The 13276-nt window shown below is 36.1% G+C and carries 11 protein-coding genes; 7 read left to right on the forward strand and 4 right to left on the reverse strand.

Features of this window, described 5'->3' with window-relative positions; genetic code table 11:
- Positions 1-27: 27 nt before the first annotated feature.
- Positions 28-882 (reverse strand): S1 RNA-binding domain-containing protein, encoded by an 855-nt coding sequence (locus FQU23_RS14655; RefSeq protein ID WP_147674486.1) that lies wholly within the window; start codon positions 880-882, stop codon positions 28-30.
- Positions 883-1205: 323 nt separating this feature from the next.
- Between FQU23_RS14655 and FQU23_RS14660 the strand changes: the two genes are divergently transcribed.
- The 6 genes from FQU23_RS14660 to FQU23_RS14685 all read left to right on the forward strand — a co-directional run bounded on the left by FQU23_RS14660 (position 1206) and on the right by FQU23_RS14685 (position 9766).
- Entirely contained in the window at positions 1206-2558 is a 1353-nt protein-coding gene (locus FQU23_RS14660; RefSeq protein WP_147674487.1) for a M28 family metallopeptidase, read from the forward strand.
- Positions 2559-2881: 323 nt separating this feature from the next.
- Complete coding sequence (locus tag FQU23_RS14665; protein WP_147674488.1) at positions 2882-3283, forward strand: hypothetical protein; 402 nt, start codon at positions 2882-2884, stop codon at positions 3281-3283.
- Between the two features lie 114 nt (positions 3284-3397).
- A complete protein-coding gene (locus tag FQU23_RS14670; protein WP_147674489.1) occupies positions 3398-4777 on the forward strand; it encodes a TolC family protein in 1380 nt (459 codons plus the stop codon).
- 10 nt (positions 4778-4787) lie between these two features.
- Positions 4788-7946 (forward strand): efflux RND transporter permease subunit, encoded by a 3159-nt coding sequence (locus FQU23_RS14675; protein WP_147674490.1) that lies wholly within the window; start codon positions 4788-4790, stop codon positions 7944-7946.
- A gap of 19 nt (positions 7947-7965) precedes the next feature.
- Complete coding sequence (locus tag FQU23_RS14680) at positions 7966-9063, forward strand: efflux RND transporter periplasmic adaptor subunit (protein WP_147674491.1); 1098 nt, start codon at positions 7966-7968, stop codon at positions 9061-9063.
- Between the two features lie 82 nt (positions 9064-9145).
- Entirely contained in the window at positions 9146-9766 is a 621-nt protein-coding gene (locus FQU23_RS14685; RefSeq protein WP_147674492.1) for a TlpA family protein disulfide reductase, read from the forward strand.
- Between the two features lie 85 nt (positions 9767-9851).
- On the opposite strand, the gene FQU23_RS14690 is transcribed toward FQU23_RS14685, so the two are convergent.
- Positions 9852-10193 (reverse strand): DUF2853 family protein, encoded by a 342-nt coding sequence (locus FQU23_RS14690; protein ID WP_147674493.1) that lies wholly within the window; start codon positions 10191-10193, stop codon positions 9852-9854.
- Between the two features lie 129 nt (positions 10194-10322).
- Positions 10323-11984, reverse strand: coding sequence for a 2-succinyl-5-enolpyruvyl-6-hydroxy-3-cyclohexene-1-carboxylic-acid synthase (gene menD / locus FQU23_RS14695; RefSeq protein ID WP_147674494.1), 1662 nt, complete (start codon positions 11982-11984; stop codon positions 10323-10325).
- Between the two features lie 95 nt (positions 11985-12079).
- Between menD and FQU23_RS14700 the strand changes: the two genes are divergently transcribed.
- Complete coding sequence (locus FQU23_RS14700) at positions 12080-12577, forward strand: GNAT family N-acetyltransferase (protein ID WP_147674495.1); 498 nt, start codon at positions 12080-12082, stop codon at positions 12575-12577.
- Positions 12578-12681: 104 nt separating this feature from the next.
- On the opposite strand, the gene FQU23_RS14705 is transcribed toward FQU23_RS14700, so the two are convergent.
- Positions 12682-13269 carry a glutathione peroxidase gene (locus tag FQU23_RS14705; protein WP_147674496.1) on the reverse strand — a complete coding sequence of 196 codons (588 nt, stop codon included), beginning with the start codon at positions 13267-13269 and terminating at the stop codon, positions 12682-12684.
- Positions 13270-13276: the final 7 nt, after the last annotated feature.

Raw genomic sequence — 13276 nt, forward strand, 5'->3', positions numbered from 1 at the left:
ACCGTTTTCGATTAGTCTTTCTTTTTTTTATTCCTTAATCAGGTATATTCCATCTTCTTTGATTTCGATTAGCTTTTCTCTATAAAGAGCACCAATTGCTTTCTTGAACGTTTTCTTACTCATTTTCAAAACGGTCTTAATGTCTTCTGGGTGCGAGTTATCCGTTAGCCTTAAAAAACCACGACTGGCTCTTAATTCGTCAAGAATTTTATCGGCATTAGGCTCGATACTTTCATAGCCTTGAATTTGCAGAGAAACATCTATTTTATTATCAGGACGAATGTTTTTTATGTACCCACGCATACGATCTCCCGTACGAATCGCATCATCATAAACCTCATCTTTATAAAGCAAACCTTTATGACGTTCGTTGATAATTACGTTAATCCCTATCTCGGTAATATGAGAAACTATTAATTCAACTTCCTCACCTTTTTCAACCGTAAGCTCTTCATTTTTAAGAAATTGATTTGTCTTACTTGAAGCAACTAATCGATTGGTTTTTTCATCCATATAAAGGTATACCAAGTAGCGTTTTCCTTTTTCCATAGGACGAGCTTGCTCTTTAAACGGAACCAAAATATCTTTTTCCATTCCCCAATCCATAAAAGCACCTATTTGATTGGTGTAGTTCACACGCAATAGTGCAAATTCATTCAATAAAATATAAGGCTCTAAAGTGGTAGCTACAGGACGTTCTTCATGATCTAAATAAACAAATACAATCAACTCCTCACCTATCTCAAATTCGTTAGGTACATATTTATTAGGTAAAAGTATGTCGTGTATTCCCTCAGGATCTGTCTCTGGAGTACCCAGAAATAAACCAACTTTTGTGTCACGAAGTATTGTAAGCGTATTGTATTTTCCTATTTCAATCATTTTCTTGTATTTTCTAAGGCGCAAAGGTACGAAGTTTGAAAATAGTAACCCCATTCCTTCTTACAATTCCCTTATATTTTCCTTTTTAGAAGCAAAAACACTATCACTCTCAATAACGTTTAGTCCCGCTATCCGCAGTATCTTTTGGGCTAAACCCCAGCCCAAAAAGGATACTTGCTGCTATCGGGGCTAAATTACAGCGTTTTGTTCCTTAATAAACCAACAAAAAATTCATTAAACAACTATTAAAATTAATTATACTAGCTATTAACTTTCTTTTTTTACTTAATTTTAAATTCTTTAAATAAAATACCAAAAAATAAATGAAACCAAATCCTCTTTGTTACCTCTTTGCTTTATTGCTTTTCACTCAAATGAGCTTCGCCCAAATAATCGTTGACGATCCCGAAATCAAAAAAATGATTACTGAAATTAAAGCTGAAAACCTTGAAAATACAGTAGTAAAACTCGTTTCTTTTGGAACTAGACATACTTTAAGCGATACTAAAAGTAAAACGCGCGGAATTGGCGCAGCTCAACGATGGGTACAATCTGAATTCGAAAAATATGCATTAGAATCAAACGGAAGATTGACTTCTAAAATCGATTATTTCACTATAAAAGCAGATGGAAGACGTATCGCAGTCGACAGCCAACTGGGAAATGTAATGGCAACATTAAAAGGAACTGATTCTAGCGATGATCGCGTACTAATTATCAGTGGTCATTTGGATTCCCGCGTTTCAGATGTTATGGATTCCAAATCGGATGCGCCGGGTGCTAATGACGATGGATCTGGTGTAGCAGCTATGATGGAACTAGCCAAAATCATGAGTAAAAGGTCATTTCCCTATACTATCATTTTTGTTGCGGTAACAGGCGAAGAACAAGGACTATATGGTGCCAGACACTTAGCAGAACTTGCCAAAAAAGAAAACTGGAATATTGTGGCGATGATAAACAACGATATGATAGGAAATAGTTTATCCAGCGGAACAAACTTAAGAGACAACACTAAAGTAAGAGTATTTAGCGAAGCAACTCCCTACTTAGAAACGGAAGAAGAAGGAAAAATGCGAAAACTAACCAATAGAGACAACGACAGTCCTTCTAGATTATTAGCCCGCTACATTAGAACGGTAACGGATCAATATGTTGCCCAATTAGAGGTAAATCTTGTCTACAGAAACGATCGTTTTTTACGCGGTGGTGATCACACTCCTTTTAGTCAAAATGGATTTACTGCGATTCGTTTTTGCGAAATGAACGAAAACTACAACCATCAGCATCAAGACTTACGTACCGAAAACGACGTTAAATATGGTGACTTACCTGAATTTATGGATTTTGAGTACCTTCGAAAAATTTCTGCGTCCAATTTAGCCACGTTGGCTAATCTAGCTTGGGCACCAAAAGCACCTACAAATGTAGGAATAGAAGTAAAAGACCTGACAAATTTCTCAACTCTGCTCTGGAAAGCAGCTGAAAACACAAAAGTGTACGGCTACCAAATCCTAATTAGAGAAACATCAGCAACAAACTGGGAGAAAACAATATTTGTAAAAGATACAAAAGCAACAATACCCTATTCTAAAGATAATTTCCTATTTGCAGTTCAAGCAATAGACGAATTAGGACATGCCAGCTTACCGGTTTTTCCAATTCCAATTCGTTAAGGAGTTCTAGACTTCAGGAAAGAATGGATTCTATAGCATCTAACTGCTCTACCAAAAAATTCGCCACGAATTTCACAAACCTTCACTAATTAATTAGTGCTAATTAGTGAAATTCGTGGCGAAATACATTTAAAATATTAATGTAAATAGTTTCAACTATATTCTGAGACCTATAAAGTTTTTCGATTTTCGAAAAAAATATCAAAAACGACATAATTACAAAGACTTCGAAATAGTTACCGAAAAGTTATAGAGAAGTTAAAAAACGCTTAAAATATTGATTGTGGTTTGTGTTTGCTCTCAATAAACATATCTTCGCGGCAATGAATAGGACTTTACAAAATAGTGCGAAATTAATATTGCGACATTTTTTTACATTTGTTGCAATAACCGTAGTCCTATTTTCTAGCTGTTTCATAAAAAATGAAATAAAGGAAATTATCGGAATTCCAATCGCTTTGGAGCAAATGGGAAACCAAAGAACTACTCTTTTTTCTAGCACCGTTACAAATTTCTGCTCGCAAACCTTTGCTTCCGATTTATTACAATCTGTAAAAACAACTTCGATTACTGCTAATTTAGTAGCAATTGCTACCTTATCTGCAATTGTATTTCTTCTTTTTTCTGTTTCTGAAAAAGAAAAGAGAAAACACCCTTTTTACAATAGCTTAAAAATAAGTGATTCTTTTCCCATATTTTTGCTTTACCGCAAACTGATCATTTGATACCCTAATAGTTTTTAGAATTGCCATAAGGAAACCCTCCGCTATGGCATCTTTCAGTACATCAATTTTTTAATTAGTTGATCAAAATCTGATCTCAAAATCTATTATTTTATTATGGTCAAACCTCTTTTGACGGTCATATTTGTGTGGCTTGTCATGGGAATATCATTTCCCTTATATGCACAACAATCTCCCGAGACATTGGGAAATTTATGGAAAAACGTAGAAGAAAATTACTCAGGTATTAAAGCCAAACAGTCTTCTGCTGATGCTGCAGCCTTAAATGAGCGTGCCGTAAAATCGAATATGTTGCCTCAAATCAAAGCGCAAGTACAAAGCACCTATGGAACGTACAACGGCGGCGGTGGTGCCTTTTTTCCGCAAGCCGGCTTTTTTAATGTTAGTGGTGATGCTTCTCTGCATGGCGCTTCTCTATCTTCAAACTCCTTTGGATCTGCAGTTGTAGATTGGGAAGTTTTTTCTTTTGGTAAACTTCGAAAAGAAAATCAAGCCGCTCGCGCAGCAACAAATAAAAAAAATAGCGAAAAAGACGCTTATTTACTGAGTCTAAAAAAGCTTTTATCTGAAAGGTATATCACGCTTTTATACAACAAAACTAAACTTACCTGGAATGAGAAAACAGTGAAACGATTAGACGAAATTCGATCCATCACTTCTGGTTTGTCAAAAGCGGGCATAAAACCTGCCGCTGACAGTTTACTGGCTTCTTCTGCTCACACGCAATCACTTGCTGAAAACTATAAATTAGAAGGAAACAGCAGTGCCGCCTTTATTAAGCTAAAGGAGCTTTCTGGAAAAGAAGTTTTTGAACTCAATAGTTCACTTAATCATTTCTCTTCTCCAGTTCCTTATCTTGAACATAGAAGTGGATTAATTGAAAGTTCACATCCTATTCTTACTACATTAAAACATCAAGCTGACTTTTTTACTTCTAAAAGTGCTGTTGAAAAAAGCGCTCCGCTGCCATCAGTACATTTTTTAGGTGGATTATCTTATAAAGGTACTAGCATTGACAACGACGGCTATGTTTCTGGAAAATGGGAGGATGGTTTTTCGAATAATGCCAATAATTTTCTAGCAGGAGTTGGAATAACATGGAACATTTCAAATTTGCTAACCAATAACTATAAAAGTCAAGGATTAACAAAGGAAGCCGAAAGCTTAGAAAATCTTCACGCACAGTACGAACAAGCAATGCAAGCAGATTTAACAGCTGTGCAAGTTCGAATTAGGCAACAATTCAAACAAATCGAAAAAACATCTTCTGCTGTAAAACAGGCTGGCGATGGATATACGATGTATTTATCTCGCTACAAAAGTGGTCTTATAGGTTTGAACGAACTGCTGCAAATACAACAATTATTTGAAGTTGCCGAAAATTCACATTTAGAAGCGTCACGGGAATACTGGATGCTAGTAGCCTATGAAGCAGAGCTCACTTCGAATTTTAATTTTCTCTTTACTAATCTTTAATTCTACTTAGATGAACTTAATAAGATTTGCGTTAAGAAGACCCATTTCAGTAATTGTTGCTGTTATTGCAATTGTTTTCTTATCCATTACGTCAATAAAAAAAATAAATGTTGATATATTTCCTGAAGTAGAACTTCCTGCAATGTATATCGCCATGCCATACGGCGGACTTTCTCCTGCTTATATGGATGGTTTCATGGCCAACGAATTTCAAAAAGTCCTTTTATTTGTGGGCGGAGTAAAAAGTATGGACTTCAAAAGTATTCAAGGATTGACCCTAATGAAACTGACTTTTTATCCTGGAACAAACATGGCACAAGCCGCTGGTGAAGTCTCGACCTCTGTTTCCAGAGCAATGGGCTTTCTTCCACCAGGAGCCGTTCCGCCTATGGTAGTGCGATTCGACGGAAGTTCACTACCGGTTGGCCAATTGGTATTTGAAAGTGACCAGCGTTCCATTAATGAAATTCAGACTTTAGTACTTACAAAAGTACGTCCCATGTTTGTTGCCATTCCAGGGATAACGGCGCCAGCACCTTTTGGTGGAAACGCACGATCTATTGTTGTCAATATAGATCCACAAGCAATGCAAGCCAATGGTTTGAGTGCCGAAGAAATTACTATTGCCATTACAAAGAACAGTTTACCCTCGCCTGCTGGTAACATTCGTATAGGCGATGAAAATTTAATGGCTCCTATTAATTCTATAGCAAAAAGTCCAGAAGAATTTCTTAATACACCAATCAAAACAAATGATTCACGCACCATTTACGTAAGAGATGTTGCGAGTGTTCAAGATGGAGCAGATCAAACTGTGGGATATGCTTTAATTAACGGCAAACGTTCGGTCTATCTTCCTATTATAAAAAAAGCAGATGCATCAACACTTGACGCTGTTAAAAATTTGAAAGCATCTTTACCTATGTTGAAGGATCAAATTCCTGAAGATGTGAGTATAAAATATGAATTTGACCAATCAAAATACATCGAAACTTCCCTATCCAATTTAATTCACGAAGGAATACTAGGTGCTGTATTTACAGGATTGGTAATTTTTCTATTTTTAGGTGACACTCGAGGTGCAATAATTGTTGTTCTAACGATCCCAATCGCTATTTTAAGTGCGGTTGCTGCGCTTTATTTCTTAGGCGAAACAATAAATATAATGACCTTAAGCGGACTAGCACTTTCCATCGGAATATTAGTAGATGAGGCCACGGTCACCATTGAAAACATTCATCAACACATGGAAATGGGCAAACCCAAACAGCGGGCGATTAGCGATGCACTTGTTGAAATTTCGATTCCGAAACTCCTAATTTTACTTTGTATTCTAGCCGTGTTAACGCCCGCGTTTATTATGACAGGAATACCAAAAGATATGTTTATGCCTTTATCAATGGCAGTAGCTTTTGCAATGGTTGCTTCTTTTATCGCCTCTCAAACATTTGTTCCTATTCTGGCAAATTGGATGATGAAAATGAAAAAAAATGAAGTGGCTAATACTCCTAGAAAGCGTGCTTTCTTCGAAAAGTTTCGTGTTAATTATTCGTATCGAATGCGTAAATGGTCTACAAAAGCGATCTCCCTTCTTCTACTTTACATATTTGTGGCGGTAGGTCTAGTAGCGATATTGTTACCAAATGTAGGTACTGATGTCATGCCACTATCGAATAGTGGTGATTTCCAACTTCGCATCCAAGCTCCTACGGGAAGTAGATTGGAAAAAACAGAAAGAATCGTAAAAGAAGTTTTGCAGGAAATTAAAACGCTAGTTCCTGAAAATGGCCTAGCAATATCGTCAGCATTTGTTGGGATGCAGCCAGCAAACTCGCCTATTAATCCGATTTTTACTTTTACGAACGCTTCTCATGAGGCCATTCTACAAGTATCAATTGATCAAGAATTATATACTGGATCAATCCAAGATTTAAAGGAACAAATTAGGATAGCGGTTAAGAAAAGTCATCCGCAAGTAGCTCTTAATTTTGAACCTATGGAACTTACTGAAAAGATAATGGGCCAAGGTGCCATGACTCCTATTGAAGTAAAAGTGGGTGCCGGACAATTGAAAGCCGCTTTTGCTTTTGCCTCTAAAATTGAAGCCAATTTAAAAACGATTCCCTACTTGAGAGATGTTCGAATTGCAGAACCTGTCGCATATCCTACCTTAGAAATTGAAATAAATCGAGATCTAGCAGGACAATTTGGCTTGACGGTTCAAGATATTACAAAGAGCTTGGTTGCCGCGACTTCCTCGACTCGTTTTACTGATAAGAATTTATGGATAGATCCAAAGTCAGGACTTGTGTTTCAGGTGCAGGTACAAATTCCCGAAGCAATTATGTCATCGGAACAAAAACTTAAATCCTTACCATTAAAGAAAGGAAGTACGAGACCTGTTCTGGAAGATGTTGCGACTGTAAGAAGAGTAAGTACTCCAGCACAAGTAAATCGACAAGGTGCCAACCGCTACGTAACAATAATTGCAAATTTGCACGAAAAAGACTTAGGAACTGCCTCAGCTGCTGTAAAAGAAGCAATTAAAGATGTTGGAGAACCACCGCGTGGAGTTAAAGTTTGGACCGAAGGTACCATTCAGCTTTTAGATGAGACATTAAGCAATTTATTAGCGGGATTAGGTGTTGCAATTATAGCGATATTTCTAATGTTGGCGGCTTATTATCAGTCGTACAAAGTGCCCTTAATTATTTTGTCGGTGGTTCCAGCAGTCATCGCAGGAAGTTTATTGATTTTATTTATCACACAAAGCACGCTCAATTTGCAGTCCTATATGGGAATCATTATGTCAATTGGTGTATCTGTATCCAATGCCGTTTTACTAGTCAATCAAGCTGAGTTTTATCGAAAAAACTTATTACTTAAACCTGCAAATGCAGCGCGCCTTGCTGCTTCGTCAAGACTTAGACCTATATTAATGACGGCAGCCGCAATGCTTGCAGGAATGTTACCGATGGCAATTGGATTTGGTGATGGTGCTGAACAAGTTGCTCCTTTAGCCAGAGCAGTGATTGGTGGGCTAATAGCTTCTACCGCAACAATACTATTATTGGTTCCGCATTTCTTTTCGTCCATGCTAACCAGAACTGCGATTAAAAATCCATCCCTCGACCCAGATGATGAAGAGAGTCAATACTTTGTAAAATAACTTTTTAATAAATAAAAAAATGTACGATATAAATAAAAAAATAAAAATTGCAGCGATTACAACCTTCTCATTATTTGTTTTTACTGCCTGTTCTGATAAGAAAGAAGAGAATTTAAAAAAGGTTGAAGTACCAATTTTAAAATTACAAAATCTTAAGACAGTGGTGATCCAACATATAAAACCAGAATACGAAATATCATTGCCAGCAGAATTGCAACCGTACGAAGAAGTGGCAGTTTATGCAAGAGTTAGCGGTTTTGTTCAAAAAATATTTGTGGAGCGCGGCCAAAAGGTCAGAAAAGGACAATTATTAGCGGAACTTGTGGCTCCAGAAATGAACCAAAAACACATTTCAGACAAGTCATCTGAGCAAAAATCATATAGTGATTACTTGTATGCAAAACAAGCTTATGACCGAATGCTAGATGCTTCAAAAACGGCTGGAGCTGTTGCGGCAATAGAACTGGAAAGATCAAAAAGTACAATGGAAAGCGCCCAAGCATCTTATAAAAGTGCTAGTGCAGGAACGGCAGGAACAGCGCAACTTCAAAAATATTTACGCATCACCGCTCCTTTTGACGGGATAATAACTGCTAGAAATATTTCTGTAGGAGCTTTAGCGGGAACAGGTTCAAGTGCTCCTTTGTTTATGATTGCGCAAGCGAACCGCTTGCGATTAACACTCTCACTTCCTGAAAAACACGCTGCTTCAATTACGGAAGGGATGCCAGCCACTTTTTCGATAAGCTCACAACCCGGAAAAACTTTCGAAACAAAACTATCGCGAAGTTCAGGATTCTTGAATAGAAACGATCGTTCTTTGACTATAGAATTTGATGTTGATAATACCTCTGGAGAACTACAAGGCGGTGATTATGCCGAAGTTAACCTTAAACTGCAAAGAAAATCACCATCGTATTGGGTACCAAATGGAAGTATTCTTAACACTCAGAGAGGAACATTTGTTCTTACACTTAATAATAATGAAATTAAAAAAGTCGTTGTAAAAGAAGGTATTAAATTAGATACCTTGGCAGAGGTATTTGGGAATTTTTCAAATGAAGATCGAATAATTCTAAAACCTTCGGAAGAGATGAAAGAAGGAATCATTAAATAATAATTTTTTGAAAACCAAGTAACGCGTTGTTACTTGGTTTTCAAAAAATTATTCTATAAAATATAATTTAAGATAAATAACAATGATTGAAAATAATAAAAACGAGAAACAAACTACTAAGCTTGTAGTTTTAAATAAAATCAAGAAACACTTTTCATCAATTTTAATGCTAATAGTCTTTGGACTTCTAATATTCAGTCCAGATGCGAAATCATTTCTAATTAAGCAGTTAATGTTCACTGGTCTCTTTAACGCTGAAATTTCCTCGGTCAATTCTACAGATAATACACTCGAAAATCATTTTGATTTTAAGGATTACGAAGGTAATATTCGAAGTACAGCTGACTTGAAAGGGAAAGTTGTTTTTATCAATTTTTGGGCATCCTGGTGTCCACCGTGTATTGCCGAATTTCCTTCTATCGAAAAGTTTCACTCGGAATTTAAAGACAATGATAAGATTGTATTTGTGATGATAAATTTGGATGATGATATTGCCACAGGGAAAAAGTTTTTCCAGAAGAAAAACTATTCAATGCCAATAGCGCAAGCGGTATCTAAGGTTCCCGAAGAAATTTATTCTGGCTCATTACCTACTTCAGTCGTATTAGATAAAAAAGGAATCGTTAGAATGCGCCATACAGGTTTTGCTGATTATAGCGGGGAAAAATTTCATATTCAGGTACAGCAGCTGCTTGATGAATAAATTTAGTATAACCGAAAGGCTATTTATATATGGCACAGAAATAAAAAAAGCGCCCAAAGGCGCTTTTACAATTTAAAATATACTGTTAATTGTAGATACTCTCTTTTTTAAAGTGAACTGCTAATAAGTAATAAACGACAGCTCTATATTTATTTGCATTAGAACGTCCGTATTTTTCCATTACGGCGTCAATTCCTGCATCTAAATTTGCTCCATCTGCTAAACCTAATTTTTTGATTAGGAAATTATTTTTAACTGTATCTAATTCTGCTTGCTGACTTCCAGCTACCGTTGCAGCATCTGAATTATATATTGACGGACCGCAACCAATGGTAACTTTTGTCAATAAATCCATATTTGGAATTACACCACATTTATCTTTTAAATCTGCAGCATACTTTTCAATTAATTCGTCTCTCTTGCTCATAAATAAAAATTTAATATTTTGGTTAATAGCTTATTACAATCTCAAATTTAAACATTAATTCGAAGCACCGCTTCTTTTTAAGTAAAAAACTACTAAAATACAAAGTCATTTCATCGCTTTTTTACATAATCAGACCAATTCCTTAAAATACTGCAATAAAATAGAATCGTTTTCAAGCGTTGGTGTAAATATTTCTAGTATCCCAGGTTTTTCGTTTTGACTGTAAAAATGTGCTAAACCCTTTTCTAAACTGAACTCATCACTCGCAATAGTGTAGTTAAAACCGAACATTTTGGCTAAATGTTCTGCTGTTAAACAATGGGAAGTTTCAAAGTAAGTGTTGAAAACAGCAGTTTCCTTATGACCAGGTAAAATTCTAAAAATTCCGCCTCCTCCATTGTTTATCACTATTATTTTAAAGTTTTTTGGAATATAATTGTTCCATAACGCATTGCTATCATATAAAAAACTAATATCTCCTGTAATAAAGACCGTTTGTTTTTCATTGGCTACAGCCGCACCAATAGCGGTCGAAGTACTTCCATCAATTCCGCTTGTTCCTCGATTGCAATAGACTTCGATTGAAGGATCTACCTCAACGAGCTGAGCATAACGAATAGCTGAGCTGTTGCTGATTTGTAACTGTGCGTTTTTTGGCAAACTCGGAATCACTTTTTCAAATACTTTAAAGTCCGAAAACGGAATTTTATCTAAGTAAACTTTACTTTTTAATGTGCGCAATTTTTTCACAGCATCCAATTCCTTGAAATAATTACTCGCCACTGATTTTGTCAATGGTAAAAAAGCATCAAAAAATACATTTGGCTCTACTTCAAAATGTTTTGTCAGCGCATCGAATGTATCGTATGCACGCAAGGAATCGATATGCCAATGGTGTTTTGGCTTGTATTTTCGTAAAAAAGCTTTGATTCGCTTCGAAACAATCATTCCTCCAAAAGTAATTAAAATTTCAGGTCTGAAATCCTCAAAATCTTCGTGGGTAAAAGGCGTAATTAAAGTATCAATGGTATTGATAAATGTAGGATGATGCAGGTTTGAAGTTGTTTCAGTCAAAACCACCACCGAATCATCAGCTGCTAAGGATTCAATTATATTTTCACTTATGGCATCGGGTTCATTCACGCCCACTAGGACCATTTTTTTTGTGGCTTTATTCCAAATCGTCGCGAACTCCGCTACCTCATCGTCTGAAAACAACGACTTATCTTTTGCGGAAGCGGCAACAATTATATTCACAGAAAGCTCAGACGTCGTTTCATACAAAGGCTCTTCAAAAGGGGCATTAATATGTACTGGGCCTTTTTGAGCAATTGAAACAGAAATTGCCTCAATAATTTTAGTATCGTTTTCGGCAGAAAAATTCTCATTTAAATTGGCGTTATATATAGAATGATTCGCAAACACATCCTCTTGACGAATAGTTTGTCCATCACCAATATCAATTTTATTTTGCGGACGATCTGCAGAAATCACGATTAATGGAATCTGACTGTAGAACGCTTCGGCTATTGCAGGATAATAATTCAATAAAGCCGAACCTGAGGTACATACTAACGCGACAGGCTGCTTTGTTTGTTGTGCGATTCCCAAACCAAAAAAAGCGGCTGCACGTTCATCGGCAATACTGTAGCATTTAAAGGCGGGATTATTTACAAAACCTATCGTTAAAGGAGCATTTCTGGATCCAGGTGAAATTATTATGTTGGTAATTCCTTTGGCTACGCAAATTTCAATTATGCTTTGCGCTAAAGGTATTTTAGGGTAAATCATTGTCTATTTTTCTGAGTAACAAAGATACAAAGTTGTAAGGGTTTTTATCTAATCTAAAAATAGTTTTATTAAATTTGAGCAAAAATAGACTTACTATGCAAATCAAGATCAGGCCAGCCATTTTTTCAGATTTAGACACGATTTTGGAAATCGTCAATCACCAGATTCTTCACAGTACTTCTATATACGATTATGAGCCTCGTGATTTTGAAGCGCAAAAGAAATGGTTTGACGACAAACTAGCGCATAACATTCCAGTAATTGTGGCTGAGTTAGAAAATACTCCTATCGGATTCGCTACTTATGGCACTTTTAGAGAAAAAGTGGGATATCGATTTACAGTGGAACACTCTGTATATGTTGCAGATGAATTTATTGGAAAAGGTGCCGGAAAATTCTTGTTAGCAGAACTCATTCAGTTGGGAATAAAACAAGGCTATCACACGATGATAGGTGTTGTTGATTCTGAAAACAAGGGAAGTATTTTATTTCACCAAAAGTTCGGTTTTGAAATAGTAGGTACGATGAAAGAATCGGGTTATAAATTTGACCGTTGGCTTAATTCCGTCTTTATGCAGTTGATGCTGAAATAGAAATTTCACTTTACCTAATCCATAATAAAGCCGCAGATTTCAAGATCAAAACATATACGTTTTTATAATCTTAAAGTCTGCGGCTACTTATTTTGAGAAAAAAATTATGCTTTTATCCAGGCAATAACTTCTGGATCTGTAGGCAAGGTTTTAGGTGCAATCACTTTTTCTAGTTCCCCATTCTCATTGATTAGGTATTTTTGAAAATTCCACGCTACTTCCGAATCTTGCAATCCATTTTTTGATTTTTGGGTCAAGAACTGATATAATGCACACATATCGTCTCCTTTTACCGATACTTTATCCATCATTGGGAAAGAAACACCATAATTTTGCTGGCAAAAAGTTGCGATTTCTTCGTTTGTCCCTGGTTCTTGCGATGCAAAATTGTTTGCTGGAAAGCCTACAATCACAAAACCTTTGTCTTGGTATTCTTTATAAATTGCTTCCAAATCTTTGTACTGCGGTGTCAATCCACATTTGGATGCGGTATTCACAATCATGATCTTTTTACCTTTTAAAGTGGAAAAATCAAATTCATTTCCTGATAGATCTTCGACCTTAAATTGATAAATGTTTTGTTTTGACATAGGGTTTTCACTTTTAATTTTGTTTGCTTTTTTACTTTGAGCTTGACCCAGATTTCCACAAAGCAACAGCGATGCGCAAGCCAATACTATTATTTTTTTCATTTTTATA

The organism is Flavobacterium sp. XN-5 (genome assembly GCF_008033395.2).
GTDB classification, from domain to species: Bacteria; Bacteroidota; Bacteroidia; order Flavobacteriales; family Flavobacteriaceae; genus Flavobacterium; species Flavobacterium hiemivividum.

Coding starts and splice junctions, on each gene's coding strand:
- FQU23_RS14655 (WP_147674486.1), bottom strand. CDS start 882: ATGATTGAAATAGGAAAATACAATACGCTTACAATACTTCGTGACACA.
- FQU23_RS14660 (WP_147674487.1), top strand. CDS start 1,206: ATGAAACCAAATCCTCTTTGTTACCTCTTTGCTTTATTGCTTTTCACT.
- FQU23_RS14665 (WP_147674488.1), top strand. CDS start 2,882: ATGAATAGGACTTTACAAAATAGTGCGAAATTAATATTGCGACATTTT.
- FQU23_RS14670 (WP_147674489.1), top strand. CDS start 3,398: ATGGTCAAACCTCTTTTGACGGTCATATTTGTGTGGCTTGTCATGGGA.
- FQU23_RS14675 (WP_147674490.1), top strand. CDS start 4,788: ATGAACTTAATAAGATTTGCGTTAAGAAGACCCATTTCAGTAATTGTT.
- FQU23_RS14680 (WP_147674491.1), top strand. CDS start 7,966: ATGTACGATATAAATAAAAAAATAAAAATTGCAGCGATTACAACCTTC.
- FQU23_RS14685 (WP_147674492.1), top strand. CDS start 9,146: ATGATTGAAAATAATAAAAACGAGAAACAAACTACTAAGCTTGTAGTT.
- FQU23_RS14690 (WP_147674493.1), bottom strand. CDS start 10,193: ATGAGCAAGAGAGACGAATTAATTGAAAAGTATGCTGCAGATTTAAAA.
- menD (WP_147674494.1), bottom strand. CDS start 11,984: ATGATTTACCCTAAAATACCTTTAGCGCAAAGCATAATTGAAATTTGC.
- FQU23_RS14700 (WP_147674495.1), top strand. CDS start 12,080: ATGCAAATCAAGATCAGGCCAGCCATTTTTTCAGATTTAGACACGATT.
- FQU23_RS14705 (WP_147674496.1), bottom strand. CDS start 13,269: ATGAAAAAAATAATAGTATTGGCTTGCGCATCGCTGTTGCTTTGTGGA.